The following is a 17,813-nucleotide window of genomic DNA, read 5'->3' as shown; positions in this document are numbered from 1 at the left end:
GTTTATGTGCGCCTGATTGGCACAACCGCCGGCGAATATTCCGGAAACATCACCCACAGCAGCACCGGCGCATCAGATGTTAATATGGCAGTGAGCGGCACGGTTTATGAACCGGAAGAGCCGGAAGAGCCCGTCCTTCTCATGGAAGAAAACTTTGTATATGAAGTCGGCACCACCTTGGTTGAAAACGGCTGGACAGCTCATAGCGGAGCAGGTAACAATTCTCCCACCGTGGTAGACATCAACCTCATCTATCCAAACTATCCCCCCTCCAGCGGTTATGCGGGTCAAACTCTTGGAAATGGTGAAGACGTAAACAGAGCTTTTGTGCCCCAAACAAGCGGAGAAGTTTACACCTCTTTCCTGATTAACGTGACCGATGCCAGCACCGGAAACGGAGACTATGTCTATCACTTTATGGCTGCCAACAGCACCAGAGATTTTAAAGCCATATTCTTTGTAAGCAAAGACGCCAACGACAATATTCGTTTTGGCCTCACAAAACAATCGAATGCCGGGGCAAATGTTGTTTATACAGATTATGACTACGCACCGGGAACCACCTATCTTGTGGTTTTGAAGTATGAGTTCGTGCCCGGAACCACAAACGATATCGTCACCGGCTGGATCAACCCCGTCATCGGTCCCAACGAGCCGACTCCAACTTTGAGCCCTATTACCAATGAGGCCGATATCGGTTCCACCGGAATTGGCGCAATTGCCATCAGGCAAACCGCAAACACTCCCTATGCCATTTTTGACGGCATCCGTGTGACGAACGATTGGGCACTCCTCTGGAGCAGCGAAACCCCGGAACCCCGTTTCATCCACGTTTCTGGCGAGCCGGATCCTTTGGCAAACATTGCCGGAACCCCTTCGGAAGAGGTTTCCTATTATAGCCTGAGCGGTGAAAACCTGGTGGGATCCATCACCATCACCGCACCCACTGGTTTTGAAGTGTCCGATGATGCAGAACAAGGCTGGGGAAACCCAATTCAGGTTCCCGCCACTTTTGATGACAAGATCTATGTGCGCCTCGTCAGTTCCGAACTTGGCGAACACGCCGGCAGTATTGTTCACACCAGCTCCGGCGCGGATCCGGTGAGCATTCGTGTGGAAGGCGAAACCTTCCCTCCGGATGTGACCTTCAACATTGTTGCAAACTTGGATGCTTTTGAACAGACGATTGGCAGTCCCTCCGCGGTTCAATCCTATAGCCTCAGCGCTACGGGCGCACAGAACGATATCGAAGTGGAGGTGGAAAGCCCCTTCGAACTCAGCGAAACCGGAACCGGAAACTGGACTGATGAACTCACCTTGCCCAACAACTTCAATGGAACGATTTATGTGCGCATGAATGCAAGCGTGGTGGGACAGTATAGCAAAAACATCGTCCACGAAACACCGGGAGCAAGCACTGAGAATCTGCCCGTAAGCGGAACGGCAATCCCGCCCGCGGGAGACCAATATGCCACAGACCTCTTCTTCTCCGAATATATCGAAGGCAGTGGCAACAACAAAGCCATCGAGATCTTCAACGGCACCGGAGCTGCGGTGGATTTGGCAAACTACAAGGTTAAGCTTTTTGCCAATGGAGGCACCACCCCAACCAGCACCGAAACCTTCGAATCCGGCACAATTCTGAACCATGGCAGCGTTTATGTGCTTGTCCACAGTCAAGCGGGTGCAGCGCTGCAGGCTTTAAAAACCATTAACAGCGCAACCACAAACTTCAATGGTAACGATGCCCTTGCTTTGCTGAAAATTGTGGGCGAAGATGAAGTTTATGTGGACATCTTTGGCACCATCGGTGAAGATCCCGGCACAGCTTGGACTGCAGACGGCGGTTATAGCACCCTGGACAAAACTTTAGTGCGCAAAGCCGCCGTTACGGGTGGAGTGACGGAAAACCCCGACGCTGGCTTCCCCACCCTCGCCGCCGAATGGGACGTGTATCCGATTGATACGATTACCAATTTGGGCTGGCATATCTTCGCACCCGGTGAAGAAGTGGTGGAACTGCCTGAGATTTCTCCTGATTCAGGCACCTATTATGCCCCGTTTAACGTCAGCATCACCTGTGCAACTGACGGTGCCGACATCTACTACACCACCGACGGCAGCGACCCCATCCAGAATGGTGCTTTGTATCTGGCTCCCTTCAACGTTTCTCAAAACACCACGGTGAAGGCGTATGCCACAGCGGAAGGTATGATCTCAAGCACGGTTGCCACAAAGGTTTACAACTTCCCCATCGATGTGCAGGACATCGCCGAACTGCGCACTAAACCTGTAAACACCAGTGACATTTATCGCCTGGTGGGAGAAGCTGTGCTCACCTATCAAAACGCCAATCGCAACACCAAGTATATCCAGGACGCCACCGCCGCCATCGTCATTGATGACTTGGCTGGAATTATCACCAGCACCTACAACCTCTACGACGGCATCACCGGCATCAGCGGTTCCCTGACCTTGTATTCGGGACTCCTGCAGTTTGTGCCCAAAGCCGACCCCGGCGCCGCCACTTCCTCAAACAACGTGGTGATTCCCGAAGTTCGCACCCTGGCAAGCCTCACCAGCGCCGACCAAGCAAAGCTGATCAAGGTGATGAACGTGAATGTGGATGACACCGTGTTTCAAAGTTATCCTGCCACTGCCCAGAACATCAATGTCACCGACCCCTCCGGCAGCGCCGTAATGCGCACTTTCGTCAATACAGACTATGCCAACACTGCGGTGCATACTGTTCCTGTGAACATCACCTGCCTGGCGGGTCAATTCAACGCAACCATGCAGATCTCACCGCGCTTCCTGAGCGACTTCGAAGCCTACACGGAAGGACTGGAAGCACCTGTGGTCACCATCACCAAGGATGGAAACAACATCAAACTCAACTGGAACGCTGTTGCTGGCGCCACCGCCTATGACATCTATGGCTCCAACGATCCTTACAGCGGCTACACACTGCTGGAAGGAAACTGGACCGGAACCGAGTGGACCCAGGCTCCAGCCGACATGAAATTCTACTATGTGAAAGCCAAGAACTGATTCCTGGCGATACAGGTATAAGAATGGACCCGGGAGCTTGTCTCCCGGGTTTTTTGGTTTACGCGGATAGAGTGTCACGCAGATTACGCCGATAACGCAGATTTTAAGGTTTTGGGATTTCGCTGCGCATACTGCCATAAAACTGACAACTTTTTACTTTCTACTGAAGTACAGTCTCCCCGTCTCCAGGTCTCCATCTCGCCTTTTTACCTCCCAAACCCAGACCAGCCCGTCATTCTGAGCGTCAGCGAAGAATCCAGGCCTTATTGATAAGGAATGTTCTTTTGGCAAACCAGACTATGTGAATTGGCTGCCTGCTCGAACAATACCGCTATTGCGGGCTTATGTGGTCTCGTAAGCACACTTTAAGTGTACTCCCTTGGTTGCCGCCCTTAGTATCGCTTATGTTTCAAAAGCAAGCATAAGGTTCACAAAGGTTTAGGGTTTTGCGGGTCTTTTTCAAGGGACTCGTTCTATATAATGGGGTTGTGGGTTTTAGCGTTTTGCTGCGCACAAGGCCTGTAAAACTGCAGGGACTGGATCCTATCGCTGTTGCTCCAGGATGACACTCATGGGCACAGGTTTTCTGCCTAAAGAGCGAAGAGGAATGGATAGTAAAAGCCCTTTTTCCACGGCCTGGATTCTTCGCTGACGCTCAGAATGACGGTCTGGGCGGGGTTTGGGTGGTCGTGGGCGTAGGCTGGATGGTCGGAAGAACATTGTGCCAGATGAATCTGGCACCTACGACCGGATGTATCCGGTGTTCCAACTCTTTATTCCGCAGTTAGTTAGCAACCTTTTTGAACCCTAAAACCTAATCCCTTTTTCATCTTCATCATCCTGTGCATCCCTAATCTATTAAGAATCACGGCCTGGATTCTTCGCTGACGTTCAGAATGACGGTTTGGCGCGGGTTTGGGTGGTCAGAGGAACATTCATTATTGCCTTGGCCTGGATTCTTCACTTCGTTCAGAATGACGGTCTGGGCGGGGTTTGGGTGCTGGTGGGCGGAGTTGGGTGGTCAGAGGAACATTGTGCCAGATGAATCTGGCACCTACGACCGGATGAATCCGGTATTCCAACTCTTTATTCCGCAGTTAGTTAGCAACCTTTTTGAACCCTAAAACCTAATCCCTTTTTCATCTTCATCATCCTGTGCATCCCTAATCTATTAAGAATCACGGGCTGGATTCTTCGCTGGCGCTCAGGATGACGCGTGGGCGCAGGATTTTAAGGCTGAAGGCAGAGCTTAATCCATGCCAATCACTTCACGCAGGAAATCGATTTTCTGTTGGGCAAGTTCTCTGGCTTTGGCGGAGCCTTCCTCCAGGGCATCGGTGATGGTCCTGGGATGAGCCATCAGCTCTTCATAGCGTTCGCGCAGCGGGGTGAGAGCGGCGTTCATCACTTCAAAAAGTTCCTGTTTAGCGTGTCCCCAGCCCATGCCGCCAGCCAAATAGCGTTGGCGCAGGGCTTTCACCTGCTCGTCTGTGGCAAAATTGCGATACAGCGAAAAGATGGTGCAGGCATCAGGGTCTTTGGGTTCCTCAACGCCCTGGGAATTTGTGACAATGCGCATCAGCAGCTTGCGGAGCTGTTTTTCAGGGGCAAAGATGGGCACGGTGTTGCCATAGCTTTTGCTCATTTTGCGTCCATCCAGTCCGGGCAGGACGCGGCTGTGTTCTGTGGCGATGGGTTGCGGCAGACGGAAGCATTCCTTGCCATAGACATGGTTGAAGCTTTGGGCGATGTCCACAGCCATTTCCACGTGTTGAAACTGGTCGGTTCCCACAGGGACGAGGTCGGTGTCGAAAAGCAAAATGTCCGCCGCCATGAGGACGGGGTAGGTGAACAGACCCATGTTTACGCCGTCGTCGGGGTCGCGATTTGCCTCGGCATTGGCCTGGAGCATGGCTTTGTAGGCGTGCGCGCGGTTCATGAGACCCTTGGGCGTGAAAGACAGGAGAATGGTAAGCAGTTCGTGGGTTTGGGGCACCAGAGACTGGCGGTAGAAAAGCACTTTTTGGGGGTCGAGCCCGCAGGCGAGCCAAGCCGCGGCAATTTCCAGGGTCATGGAGCGAATTTGGCTGGGGTCTTTGCAGGCGTTGAGGGCGTGGTAGTCCGCGATGAAATAGCGTGCTTCGCAGGTTTGTGCCAGTTTCAGGGCTGGTTTGATGGCGCCCAGATAATTTCCGATGTGGGGAATTCCGGTGGGTTTTATTCCGGTGAGAGCCACTTTCATGATTCATCCTCCTGGTTGTTTACGGTGGCGAAAAGGTCGGGACCGATGGCGTCGGTGATGTCCGCCCTGTAGATGCGGCCGGGTTGAAGGTTTTTTCCCTCGATGTGGGTGATGCCGTCGACGTCCGGGGCTTGAAACCAGGCGCGACCCATCCAGGTATCTTCATCATCGCCATGGGTTTCCACGATTACTTCCACATTTTTGCCCACCAGGTTTTCCAAGAGCTTTTCCCGGATGGAAAAATAGTCCATTAAAAGTGTGTCCTGGCGGCGCTGGACGGTGCGGGCGGAGACTTGTCCTTCCAGATGAAAAGCCGGGGTTCCGGTTTCACGGGAATAGGCAAAGACGCCCAGATGGTCGAAAGGTATATTGTGGATAAAGCGTTTCAGCGCAATGGCTTCGGCGCGGGTTTCGCCGGGAAATCCGCTCATGAGGGTGGTTCTGAGCGCGGCGTGGGGGATTTCGCGCTTGATGGTTTGGAAGAGTTCTTCCAGTTGCAGGCGCCCTTTTTTGCGGTTCATCGCCCTGAGAATTCTATCTTCGCTGTGTTGGATGGGTAATTCAAAGTAGGGCAGCAGCTTGGGGTGCTTTTTCCACAGGTATAGCCAATCGAGGTCGAAGTGGTCGGGATGGAGATACATCACGCGAATCCAACTGTATTGGGGGAGTTCAACCAGGCGTTCCAGAAGCTCGGGCAGGGCTTTTCTGCCGTAGAGGTCGATTCCGTAATTAGCTGTATCCTGGGCAATTACAATTAATTCTCGGTATTTGGTGGCGCCGTCGGTGGCGATGGCGTGGGCTTCTTGAACCAGTTCATCAATACTCTGGCTGCGGACTTCTCCGCGGATGGAAGGGATGGCGCAAAAGCTGCAGTGGTTTGAACAGCCGTCGCTGACGCGCAGATAGCGATGGAAGCCGTGATAGATGGGCAGCCGGGATGTTTGGCTGGAGATTTCCAAGCCCAGCCAGCGTTCCAGAGTGGCAAAGTCCTTGAGGCCAATCCAGGCGTCAACTTCCGGGAAATGCTTTTCAAAATCGTCCCGGCCGCGCTGCATGACGCAGCCGGAAACGATTAATTTATCAAATTCCCCTTGATTTTTCAGGGCAGCCAAATCGCTGAGAACCAAATCCAGTTCCAACAGCGCTGCTTCCAAAAAGGAGCAGGTGTTCACCAGGATGAGGTCCGCTTCCTCTGGCAAAGGGGCACATTCAAGGCCGGCGCGCTCGAAAATGGCGGCGAAGACTTCGCTGTCCACCAGGTTTTTGGCGCAGCCAAGGCTCTCGATGTAATATTTGGTCACGAGAGGGGATGGATGAAAAGCCCGGAACGGAGCTTGGGCTCGAACCAGGTGGATTTTGGAGGCATGATTTCGCCGGCATCGGCAATGGCCAAAAGTTCGTCCATGGAAGTGGGGAACATGGCAAAAGCAACGGCTTCACGGCCGCTGTCCACTCTGCGCACCAGTTCGTCCAAACCGCGGATTCCACCGATGAAATCGATGCGTTGGTCGCGGCGGGGGTCTCCGATTGCCAAAATGGGGGTCAGAAGATTGGTTTGCAGGATGGAGACGTCCAGGGAATCAACCGGGTTGTCTGCGTTCCAGGTTCCGGGACGGGGTTCCAGACGATACCAGGCGCCAGCCAGATACATGCCGATTTCGTGGGTTTTGGCGGGATGGAAATTTCCGGGACCGGTGTGGGGTGTGACGGTGAATTTTTCTTCCACTTCACGCAGGAAATCAGCGGTGTTGCGACCGTTGAGGTCTTTCACGGCGCGGTTGTAATCAAAAATCTTGAGCTGGTTATCCGGGAAAATCACGGTCATGAAAAAGTTGAATTCCTCTTCACCGGTGTAGTTCGGATTTTGCTCCCTGCGCACCAAGCCAACCTTGGCGGCTGAAGCGGTGCGATGATGTCCGTCCGCGACGTAGAGGCAAGCCATTTCCGCGAAGGCGTCCTGGATGGTTTTGATGTCCTGGGGGTCATCCATCAGCCAGAGGGTGTGTCCGATGCCGTCGTCTGAAACGAAGTCATAGACTGGTTTTTTGGAGTTTTTAACCTTTTCCACGGTGGAGTCGATGATTTCTTTGTGGCGATAGGTGAAAAACACGGGTGAAGGATGCGCGTCGCAGGTGTCAACGTGGCGGATGCGGTCTGCTTCCTTGTCCGCGCGGGTGAATTCGTGTTTTTTGATTTTACCTTCCATGTATTCATCCACGGAAGCCAGGCCCACGAGGCCGTTTTGTTCGCGTCCGTCCATGATTTGGCGGTAGATGTAGAACATCGGTTGGCTGTCCTGTTTCATGTGGCCATCGGTGACATATTTATCCAGGTTTTCCTTTGCCTTGGCATAGACTTTGGGGTCGTAGAGGTCGGTTCCGATGGGGAGGTCAACTTCGGGTTTTTCCACGTGGATGTAACTGAGGGGGTTTTTCTGCACTTCCAGACGGGCTTCGTCTGAATCCATGACGTCGTAGGGGAGGGAAGCGATGTCGGCCGCGCGCTCCGGAATGGGACGCAGGGCACGGAAGGGTTTGAAAACTGCCATTATGGCTCTCCTATATGTTTTTTATTGATAGTAATTTTTAAGGGCGCGAATCATGGCGCTGTGGTCATCCACACCGCCGGTTTCACGAATGGAGTGCATCGCCCAAAGCGGGTTTCCCACATCCACAGCGCTGATGCCAAGGCTGGCGGCGAGGATGGGGCCCACGGTGCTGCCGCAAAGAAGGTCGCTGCGCATGGCGAAACTTTGGTGTTTCACACCGGCATTTTCGCAATGCTGGGCAAAAATTTGGGCGCTTTGGGCGGTGGAGGCATAGCTGTGAGCGGCATGCCACTTGATTACGGGGCCACCATTCATTTTGGGGGCGGTGAGGGCGTCGTATTTTTCGGGGAAATTGGGATGGTAAGCGTGAGCCATATCAGCCGAAACCAGGAAGGAGCGTCCGCGCGCGATGAGCTGTTCCTCACGGTTGAGGTTCTGCGCCAGGGCGATGCGTTCCAAAACGTTTTCCAGGAAGGTGGATTGGGCGCCCTGCATGGTTTTGGAACCGATTTCCTCGTGGTCATAAATCACTGCCAAGGCGGTTTTTTCCGGTTTTTCGGTTTCCAAAATGGCGCTGAGGATGGCGTGGCTCATGCCGAGGTTATCCAGCCTGCCGCTGATGATGAGGCTTTGGTCGAGGCCTCCGATTTGCGCTTTGGCGAGGTCGTAGAAAAAGAGGTCCATCTCGCCCAGGCTGCTTTCGGGAACACCGAGCTTGGCGGCGATGGCGGCGTGCAAGGGGTTTTCGCTGTCTTCGCCGGTGCTCAAAAAGGCTTGGAGATGGGTTTGCTTGTTGTAGCTGAAGCCGGTGTTTACCTCACGGTTCAGGTGGATGGCAGCGTTTGGAATGATGCCGACGGCTGTGTCCAAGTTTACCGCTTGGATGGTGAAACCGCCATTTTCGTCTCGAACTGCAACCCGACCGGCAATGCCGAGGTCGCGGTCCAGCCAGGAAGAGATGATGGGTCCGCCATAAACTTCCACAGCCACACGGGTGACGCCGGAAACGCGTTTCAGGCTGCCGGGTTTAAGCTTCAGAGCGGGGCTGTCGAGGTGGGCGGCGGCGATGTGGAACCCTATGTCTGTCAAGGGGTTGGCGCCCGCAATGAAGGCGGCAACGCTGGTGTCGCGAATCACGTAGTGTTTTTCGCCGGGTTTCAGGTTCCATGCTTCCAATTCGGAAAGAGGGGTAAAACCGTGTGAATCAAGGCGCTTTTGGGCTTCCAAACAGGCTTGCGCGGAGCTTGGGGAAGCGTCCAAAAATGCCATCAGGTCTATGATATGTTTATCCATTTTAATATACTCCAGTATTTGGGCAGTCTGTGAGACTACTTTTTCGGGTGTGGGGTTTGTGTCAAAGAGATTAAATGCGTCAGCGATATAAGTAACGTTTAATTTTTTGAGTGGGTGTTTTTTGGAAAGGTTCGTTCACCACGTGTATCTTTGTGATGCGGCTGAAATCCGCAAGCTCATTGTTCACGATTTGGCGGTTTTCCTCCATGATTTCCGCGATGCGGGATTCCGGGATGCCATCTTTATCCAAGGTATCGAGATCGGGATAAACCAGCGCGTGGATCTGGCGGTCGCGTTCCACAATAAGGGATTCCATGATGTAGGGGAGGTTGTCCACTTTTTGTTCCACCAGTTCTGGATAGATGTTTTCTCCGCTGGGGCACAAAATCATGTTTTTACTGCGTCCGCGCAGGTAGATGAAATTGTCTTTATCCAAGGTTCCGATGTCGCCTGTGTAGAGCCATCCGCCTCGGAGGCTTTCCGCGGTTGCTTCAGAATTGTTGTAGTATCCGCTGAAAACGTTGTCTCCCTTCACCAGAACTTCGCCAGGGATTTTGCTGGGATCGGGTGAATCGATTTTGCACTGAAGCGAATCGACAATTTGGCCGCTGGATTCGAAGCGATGGTTGCTCCAGCCAGCGTAGCTAATCAAAGGACCGCATTCGGTCATGCCATAGCCGATGGTGAACGGGAAGCGGATTTTTTTCATGAAAAGCTCCACCTCGGCGTTCATGGGCGCACCGCCAACAATGAGTTCCACGATGTTACCACCGAAGGCGGTCATCAGTTTTTCACGTATCTTTTTGTGGACCACCTTGTTCAGGAGGGGAATTTTGAGCATGGTTTTCATTTTGGGTTCATTGATTACGGGCAGGAGCTGGCTTTTATAGATTTTTTCCAAAAGTAGGGGGACGACCATCACCACATTCGGTTTGAGTTTCTGCAGGGCTGCCAAAAGCAGCTTGGGCACGGGAATTTTGCCCATAAAATTGATATGGTTTCCGCGGGTGAAGGGGTAGAGGAGGTCAAAGGCGCAACCGAAGGAATGTGCCAAAGGCAGGAAGGACAGGACTTTGGCGCCCACCTGGAAAGTGAGCTTTTCACGCGCGTAAATCAGGTTTGCCAAAAGGGAGCGGTGGGGCTGCATCACACCCTTGGAAAAGCCTGTGGTGCCTGATGTGTAGTTGATGGAAGCGATATCTTCATTTGTGCAGACGTCGGGGAAATTCAGGAGGTCTTTGTCCAGGTTTTGGAGGTCGGTGTGTTCTTCGAAAGGCGGGATGATTTGGTCCAATTCCCGGTTGGGGCTATAAACGAGGCTGAGGTCTTCCAAGCTGAAGACATATTTAACCTTGCGGAGTTTTTCTTCTTCGATGCTGTCAAATTTGTCTTTGCTGATGAAGAGGACGTCGGCATCGGAATGGTTTACGATATGGGCGATTTCCTCCGGGGCGAAATTCACCAAAATGGGGACGATGGAGGCACCGTAGGTGACACTGGCAAACCAGATTAAAGCCCAGTTGCTGCTGTTTTTTCCCGACAGGGCAACTTTCGCGCCCTTGTCCAGGCCGCATTCCTTGAAAAGCCGGTGCAGCCACACAATTCGTTTTCCCACATCGCCATAGCTGAGAGAGGGACCGGGATAGTCTGTGAAAGCGGGAAAATCCCAATACTGTTTGATGGAATCACAAAGATAGGGTATCAATTTTTCTGTGATCATAAGGTTTTCTCCAGTTTGTAAATCTTTGAAGATGAAACAGTAAAAAACTTGGTGAAACTGTCAAGGAATTTATCTGGCGGAGGTTTTGAAATTCAAAAATGGGGGTCTGAAAAGCCGAAAATACTTTTTTCCATCTTTTCAGGTGGTTTTGGCAAGAATCCTTTGACAAAAAATGGCTGCATCTTTTCCTGTGATTTTGATAAGGGAGAGATTTAAGATGTCATTTGTACATTTACATAACCACAGCCAATATAGCCTGCTGGATGGAGCCTGCCGGGTTGACCGGATGGTGGCTCTGGCCAAGGAATATGGCATGCCAGCGGTTGCCATCACCGATCATGGCAACCTGTATGGAGTGATAGATTTTTATAAACAAGCCAAAAAGGCGGGCATAAAACCCATCATCGGAACCGAGGCCTACATCATTAACGGCGAACTGGACAGCGAACACAATAAAAGCGACACTCGCCACCATCTTGTTCTGCTGGCGCAAAACCTGCAGGGCTACCACAACCTTATCAAGCTGTCGTCCACATCTTTCATCGACGGTTTTTATTATAAGCCGCGCATCAGTAAATCGCTGTTGAAAAAGCATAGCGAAGGGCTAATCTGTTTGAGCGCGTGTGTGAAGGGTGAAATTCCTTCGCTTTTGGCAAACGGGAGGGACGCCGAGGCAAAAGAAGCAGCAGCATGGTATCGCGATGTTTTTGGAGAGCGCTATTTCATTGAGATTCAGGACCATGGGCTGGATGTGGAAAAAGATGTGATGCCCAAGGTGCTGGCTTTGGCGAGGGAGATGGATCTGCCTTTGGTGCTCACAAACGACTGCCACTATCTTCACAAGGAAGACCACGAAGCGCACGATATCCTGCTTTGCATCCAAACTGGAAAAACCTTCAACGACCCCGGGCGCATGAAATATAACACAGACCAGCTTTATTTCAAATCAGCCGAAGAGATGCTGCTGCTTTTCCCGGAAGCGCGAGACGCTTTTGATAACACGTTGAAAATTGCGGACATGGTGGATTTGGAACTGCGCTATGATGAGTTTTTGTTGCCACAGATTGAAACACCACCGGAATTTGAGGATATGGGCAGCTATCTGCGCTGGCTTTGCGAGGAGGGTGCCAAGCAAAAATATCCTGAAATGACGGATGAAATCAGGGAAAGGATTGATTTTGAACTGGGTGTGATTCACCGCATGGGTTTCAACGGCTACTATTTGGTGGTGAAAGATTTAATCGACAACGCTCGCAAGCAGGGCGTTCCGGTTGGGCCAGGGCGCGGTTCGGGCGCAGGCAGCATCATTGCCTACCTTTTGGATATCACGCAGATTGACCCCATTCGCTATGACCTGATGTTCGAGCGTTTTTTGAACCCTGACCGCATCAGCATGCCGGATTTTGACATTGATTTTTGTGCGCAGAAACGCGGCATGGTGATTGATTATCTGGTGCAAAAGTATGGCCGCAACAGCGTTACGCAGATTGTTACTTTCAGCACTTTGCAGGCGAAATCCGTTATCAAGGACGTGGCAAGGGTTTTGATGGTTCCCGCTTCGGAAGCGAACAATATCACCAAAACCATTCCCGCCGCAAAATCTTTGGAAGAAGCTTACAAAGAATCGGCGGAATTTCGCCATTTGATTGAAAACAACGAACTGTATCAAAGCATCTACCGCTATGGGTTGGTTTTGGAAGGGTTGATTCGCCAGACTGGTATCCATGCCGCGGGGTTGGTGATTGTTCCTGGAGATTTAACTGATTATATTCCTTTAACTTGCAGCACCCAAAAAGACGCTGAGGACAACATCCTGGTTCAATATGAGGGTCGCTGGCTGGATGAACTGAAGTTTCTCAAGATGGACATTTTGGGGCTCAAAACCCTTACCTTGATACAAAATACGGTGGATTTGGTGCGCCAATCCAAGGGTGTGGAAATCGACATCGACAATCTGGACCTGAGCGATAGAAAGGTGTTCCAACTTTTGGGCAAAGGCGACACAGACGGGGTTTTCCAATTTGAAAGCGACGGCATGCGCAGGTACCTCACCGAACTCAAACCAAACAAATTCGAAGATCTCATCGCGATGGTGGCGCTTTTCAGGCCGGGTCCGATGAAATTCATCGATACCTATATCGCACGCAAACACAAGCGGGAAAAGGTGGTTTACGATCATCCCATCATGGAGCGCGCGCTGAAGGAAACCTATGGTGTAACTGTGTATCAGGAACAGGTGATGCGCATTTCGCGCGAGATGGGCAACCTCACAGGCGGCGAAGCCGACACCCTGCGCAAGGCGATGAGTAAAAAAAGCTTGGATTTGCTGATGCAGTTCAAGCAAAAATTCATGGAAGGTGCGGCTGGAAACGGCGTCGAAGAAAAAGTGGCGCAAAAAATCTGGAACGACTGGCTGGATTTTGCCCAATATGCCTTCAATAAAAGCCACGCAACCTGCTATGCGCTGGTGGCTTATCGCACTGCCTGGCTGAAGGCGCATTATCCGGTTGAATTTATGGCGGCGCTGCTTTCCTTGGAAGACGATCCTGCCAAGATTCCTGTGAAAATCGAGGTTTGCCGCTCCATGGGTGTCAAGATTCAACCGCCCAATATCAATCGCAGCGACAAAGAATTCCGCGTGAAGGGCAAAGAGGTTCTTTTTGGGCTGAAAGCGATTAAAAACCTGGGTGAAGCAGCCATTGCCGATATTGTGGAAGAGCGCGATAAAAATGGGGCTTTCACCAGTATTTTCAATTTTTGCGGCAGGCTCGACAGTAGCGCGGTGAATAAAACCGTGTTGGAAAGCCTGATTGCCAGTGGCGCGATGGACGAACTGGAGGGAAGCCGCGCTCAAAAATGGGCGGTGATTGAGCAAGCGCTCTCTTTCAGCACAGGCGCCCAAAGAGACAAAAAGATGGGGCAAGCTTCACTTTTTGATTTACTTGCCAGCGACGACGATGCCGAGGAATACTATCCTCCGCTGCCTTCAGAGGAACCCTGGAGCTATGCCTACCAGCTTGAGATGGAAAAAGAAGTGTTGGGTTTTTATATGGGTGGGCATCCGCTGCATGAATATCGGGCTTTGGTGAAATATCTCACAAACAGCAGCGCGCAAAACATGAAGGGTGCGAACGGACAGGAACTGGTTTTAGCGGGAATCGTGACCAAGATAACGCGAAAACGGGACAACAAGGGTAAACCCTTCGCTTTTGTGGAGTTCGAGGATATGACAGGGCGGTTTGAGATTGCGCTGTTCAACCGGGATTTCGAAAAATATTCCGAAACATTGAAACCGGGAAGAATCTATTTCGTGTTCGGTTCAAAATCCACCTACAACGGCAACGAAGATGGCATGGCGCGGGTGAGTCCCAAAGCTTTGGTTGCCTTGGAAGAGCTGCATCTTTATCTCTGGGGCGAGCTGAGCCTCAACATCCCCCTGCCCAGGCTTTCGCGGGAGTTCGTGATCGAATTCTCCTCACTCGTCGAGAAATATAAGGGCAATTTCACCCTTAAAACCACTGTTATCACTGAAGATGGTGACCATCACAACCTGGAATCCGACTTCAGATTCTTTCCCGCAAATTTCCTGTTGGAATGGCTGGAAGAACGGAAATTCGATTTCAATTTGAAGGCTTTTCGTGACGAAAAAGAAGATTAGGCTTTGCCTTGTCCTGCTTGCGATTGCGGTCTTTTTGCCCGCGCAGGAGCTGATTGTGGAACACTATTCCCAAGGGACGGATATTTGGATTTTAATACCTTATAATACCCTGGTTTTCAAAAAAGATGTGTTTGAATCCAATTATCAACTGGTGATGGAACTGAAGAACAACAAGACCAAAAAAATACACAATTTCGATGCTTCTTTCAGGGTGCCAAGACAAGATTGGCTGCGGGATGCGGCTTTGCCCGTGATGTTCAGCGCGCAGCTTGAACCCGGCAGTTATCAGGCTTCCATGAGGTTGAGAAACTTGACCCAGGGCGAAAAAAGTGACTATAAACGGGCCTTCACTTTGGGGGACAAGCACACAGAGATTGGCCAAGCCTGGCTTTTGGCGCAAAAGGAAGGTGTGCTTTTTCAACCCCCGGATTTGGAAAAGTTACCTCTCCCTCTGGAAGGGTGTGTGTTGAAGCAAAAGATTGGCTTGGAAGCGGATAGCGTCCACGTTGTGGGAATTGAACCCATCCAATCTTTTTTGCCACCGCTTGCATATTATGAGGCGGATCTGACAGAATTGGCAAACGCAGGAGCCCTGTCCCAGCTTGGCGTCAGCGTTTTTGAGGGTAATATCCGCTATGACATGGAACCATTTCTTTTCAGCCCCTGGTTTTCCTACAACGCGCGCTACAGTTTTAAAGACCAAATCCAACAGCTACGCTACATCGCAAACCAAAATGAATATAAGAGCCTGCGTTCCATTCCTGAAAGCCAGATTCCGGACGCTATCGAAAAATTTTGGCAAGTGCGGGATCCAAGCCCGGGAACACTACGCAACGAGGCCCGGGAAGCGTTTTACCAGAGGGTGATTACTGCGGATGAGAATTTCACAATCCATAAAAGATTGAAGGGATGGAAATCCGACCGTGGCAGAATATATATTAAATATGGAGAACCCAGTGAAATACTGAGTGAATCGCAGCCTCTGGGGCGGGATCCCTACATCATTTGGAGCTATTATCAACAAAATTTGGAGTTCATTTTTACAGACAGTGGCGGTTTCGGACTTTACCAATTGAGGAATAAAGATGAGGAATATTAAGGTCTTTTTCTGGTGCCTGGCTCTATTGGCGCTGACAGGTTCAATCTGGGCGGATAGTTTTACCATGCATGTGGCAACACAGCGTTTTCGGGATCCACGTGGGCAGGGCAGCATCCTGAATATCGATTACCAGATTCCCTATTCAAATCTGTGGTTTTTGGCAAAAAACTCTGGATATTTTGCCGAAGTGGAACTGGAAGTGGAATTTGTGCAAGCTGATAGCGTGGTTTTTTCGCGCACGGTGCACGACAACATTGGCATCTCAAACAAAAATGACGCCCGCTCTAATAAATCGCATCTCAACCGTCTGAGCTTTAGTTTGGACGGGGAAGGATATTTTTTAAGAGTGAAGGCCAAAGACATCAATTCCCGCAAAACCGCTAACTATTATTACCAGGCGGAGCCACTTACTGCCAACGACCTGATCAGCGATTTGGAACTTTGCAGCATCGTGAGGCCGGATAGCAGCAGTTATCTGGATCGTTTTCACAGGGGTGGCTCGCTTTACAAAACTGAGCCATCATTGATCTTCGATAAAACCGAACTGGAAAACCTCAGCCTCTTTTTTGAAGTTTATGCGCCACTGGAAGCCATCGACCAAACTGGAATCTTGGTTCTCACCGTGGAAAAAGACAGCATCATTGTGTTTGATACCATGCTGGATTACAAGCCCCAAGCTGCCTCGGAAGGGCTAACGCTGCGCATTCCCCTGGAAGAGCTGGAGGCAGGCAAGTATAATGGTTTCGTGGATTTACAGTTGGAAGGGCAATCTCAGGAGCGGGAGTTCATCTTTTTCATAACGGAGCCCAAACAAGAGCAATACTTTGTGTTCCCAGACCCGGAAGACGATTTTAAGCTGTATCGCTATTTCAGCGGAGGTACCTCAACAGCAGAATGGAAAAAATATGACGATGCCACAAAGCGACGTTACCTCTCACAAAGCTGGAAATCATTGGCAAATACGCAAAATATGAGCGTGCGTGGGATGTTGGAGCAAATTCAGGATAGGGTGGATTATGCCAACAGCTATTTCAGCTATTTCGATAAAGGCTGGACCACAGACATGGGACGCATCCACATCCGGCAGGGAAAACCGGACGAGATTGATAAAGGCGTCTCATCCGATGATGCCCGTTTTGTGCGCAAAGATTATCAAATTTGGAAATACCAGGGACGCAGCAGGGCTGTTTATCTGTTTTTGGATATGCAAATGAATGGAAACTACCGTCTCATTTATGTTGATGGGGACGACAGCGAAAGCTCACATCCGGATTCACTGTATTATTTGGGTGAAGATTTCGATAAAACATTGCTTTACAATTAATCATTAACAAGCGCTTAGGATTGTCATGACCAAAGATTTTTCAAAATTCTGGATAAAACGCATTTTCAAAGTGTTCAATCTGATAGGTGTCGCTGTGGCGAAAATACCACACAATAATCACATCGAAACGAAATCTTGACTTGACACAATCCGGGTGTTGAATAATATATCGCTGAGCTGTAAAAGTGATGCGTTTTCGTTTTGTATATGAAATGCTCATCAAGGCTTGTTTAATAGAGTGTTTGGAGCGTGTTTTGACCTCCACGAACACCAAGCTGTCACCGTGCTGGGCGATTATATCGATCTCACCGCCCTTCACGCGATAGTTCCGGTGAAGTATGCTATACCCCTTGCGTTCAAGGAATTTAGCGCTGAGGTCCTCTCCAATCTTGTATATTTCATTTGCTTTTTGTTTATCCATACAGCAAAAAAAAGCTTGACGGATAAACTGTCAATGATATTTATGACCTAAGACTAAAAAAACACCGAAAGGTGGAGGGAAGTATGAAAAAATTTATATTAAGCGTAATTGTTCTGACCGCGTTGGTTGGCGTTGTGCAAGCAGCACCATTTCAAACAATGGGATTGCTCAGAACGCCGGATGCGTATGTGATTCCTCACAAAGCAGCCCAAATGGTGCTTGCCGGCTACTACCGGAATGTGGAAAGACCTCAATATGTTGATCCGGATAAGAATGGCCTGAATTTCTACGGCATGCTGGGTGTGGGGCTCTTCGACAGAGTCCAGTTGGACTTCTTTGGTGGAGATTACGTCTATTTCTTCAACGCAAAAGTGAAAGTTTTGGAAGAATCACCAAAATGGCCACAACTTGCCCTCGGCGTGGATAATATTCTTTCGCCGGTGAACAAACACCGTGC

At 50.5% G+C, this 17,813-nt stretch carries 11 protein-coding genes; 5 read left to right on the top strand and 6 right to left on the bottom strand.

Annotated elements, in window-relative coordinates; translation table 11 throughout:
• A partial coding sequence (locus tag GX135_00095) for a hypothetical protein (GenBank protein NLN84489.1) occupies nucleotides 1-3,051 on the top strand: 3,051 nt, incomplete at its 5' end.
• Between the two features lie 1,249 nt (nucleotides 3,052-4,300).
• Here the strand turns inward: GX135_00095 and GX135_00090 are convergent.
• The 5 genes from GX135_00090 to GX135_00070 form a co-directional block, all read right to left on the bottom strand.
• On the bottom strand, nucleotides 4,301-5,293 hold the full coding sequence (locus GX135_00090) for a tryptophan--tRNA ligase (GenBank protein NLN84488.1): 993 nt from the start codon (nucleotides 5,291-5,293) through the stop codon (nucleotides 4,301-4,303).
• Nucleotides 5,290-6,594, bottom strand: coding sequence for a 30S ribosomal protein S12 methylthiotransferase RimO (gene rimO, locus GX135_00085; protein NLN84487.1), 1,305 nt, complete (start codon nucleotides 6,592-6,594; stop codon nucleotides 5,290-5,292). Before rimO ends, GX135_00090 begins: the two co-directional genes overlap by 4 nt.
• Nucleotides 6,591-7,841, bottom strand: coding sequence for a DUF1015 domain-containing protein (locus tag GX135_00080; protein NLN84486.1), 1,251 nt, complete (start codon nucleotides 7,839-7,841; stop codon nucleotides 6,591-6,593). The genes rimO and GX135_00080 overlap by 4 nt, the downstream gene beginning before the upstream one ends.
• 21 nt (nucleotides 7,842-7,862) lie before the next feature.
• Entirely contained in the window at nucleotides 7,863-9,134 is a 1,272-nt protein-coding gene (locus GX135_00075) for a M18 family aminopeptidase (protein ID NLN84485.1), read from the bottom strand.
• 79 nt (nucleotides 9,135-9,213) lie between these two features.
• Entirely contained in the window at nucleotides 9,214-10,854 is a 1,641-nt protein-coding gene (locus tag GX135_00070) for a long-chain fatty acid--CoA ligase (protein ID NLN84484.1), read from the bottom strand.
• Between the two features lie 217 nt (nucleotides 10,855-11,071).
• Between GX135_00070 and GX135_00065 the strand changes: the two genes are divergently transcribed.
• From GX135_00065 to GX135_00055, 3 genes are read left to right on the top strand one after another with little or no spacing between them, the layout of a single operon-like run.
• Nucleotides 11,072-14,512 carry a DNA polymerase III subunit alpha gene (locus tag GX135_00065; GenBank protein ID NLN84483.1) on the top strand — a complete coding sequence of 1,147 codons (3,441 nt, stop codon included), beginning with the start codon at nucleotides 11,072-11,074 and terminating at the stop codon, nucleotides 14,510-14,512.
• Nucleotides 14,493-15,611, top strand: coding sequence for a GWxTD domain-containing protein (locus GX135_00060; protein NLN84482.1), 1,119 nt, complete (start codon nucleotides 14,493-14,495; stop codon nucleotides 15,609-15,611). Before GX135_00065 ends, GX135_00060 begins: the two co-directional genes overlap by 20 nt.
• On the top strand, nucleotides 15,598-16,935 hold the full coding sequence (locus GX135_00055; GenBank protein NLN84481.1) for a GWxTD domain-containing protein: 1,338 nt from the start codon (nucleotides 15,598-15,600) through the stop codon (nucleotides 16,933-16,935). Before GX135_00060 ends, GX135_00055 begins: the two co-directional genes overlap by 14 nt.
• Nucleotides 16,936-16,975: 40 nt before the next feature.
• On the opposite strand, the gene GX135_00050 is transcribed toward GX135_00055, so the two are convergent.
• Nucleotides 16,976-17,356 carry a YraN family protein gene (locus tag GX135_00050; GenBank protein NLN84480.1) on the bottom strand — a complete coding sequence of 127 codons (381 nt, stop codon included), beginning with the start codon at nucleotides 17,354-17,356 and terminating at the stop codon, nucleotides 16,976-16,978.
• A gap of 83 nt (nucleotides 17,357-17,439) precedes the next feature.
• On the opposite strand from GX135_00050, the gene GX135_00045 reads away from it, so the two are divergent.
• Nucleotides 17,440-17,813: hypothetical protein (locus tag GX135_00045; protein NLN84479.1), on the top strand; the 374-nt coding region annotated here is incomplete at its 3' end.

Source organism: Candidatus Cloacimonadota bacterium, from assembly GCA_012522635.1.
Taxonomy (GTDB): Bacteria; Cloacimonadota; Cloacimonadia; order Cloacimonadales; family Cloacimonadaceae; genus Syntrophosphaera.
The sequence above is the reverse complement of the archived record's forward strand: the minus strand, read 5'-3'. Positions and strand labels throughout refer to the sequence as shown.

Excerpts from the sequence above, each read along its gene's own strand:
- GX135_00055 (NLN84481.1), top strand. The coding sequence starts at position 15,598 with ATGAGGAATATTAAGGTCTTTTTCTGGTGCCTGGCTCTATTGGCGCTG.
- GX135_00075 (NLN84485.1), bottom strand. The coding sequence starts at position 9,134 with ATGGATAAACATATCATAGACCTGATGGCATTTTTGGACGCTTCCCCA.
- GX135_00065 (NLN84483.1), top strand. The coding sequence starts at position 11,072 with ATGTCATTTGTACATTTACATAACCACAGCCAATATAGCCTGCTGGAT.
- GX135_00090 (NLN84488.1), bottom strand. The coding sequence starts at position 5,293 with ATGAAAGTGGCTCTCACCGGAATAAAACCCACCGGAATTCCCCACATC.
- GX135_00080 (NLN84486.1), bottom strand. The coding sequence starts at position 7,841 with ATGGCAGTTTTCAAACCCTTCCGTGCCCTGCGTCCCATTCCGGAGCGC.
- GX135_00050 (NLN84480.1), bottom strand. The coding sequence starts at position 17,356 with ATGGATAAACAAAAAGCAAATGAAATATACAAGATTGGAGAGGACCTC.
- GX135_00070 (NLN84484.1), bottom strand. The coding sequence starts at position 10,854 with ATGATCACAGAAAAATTGATACCCTATCTTTGTGATTCCATCAAACAG.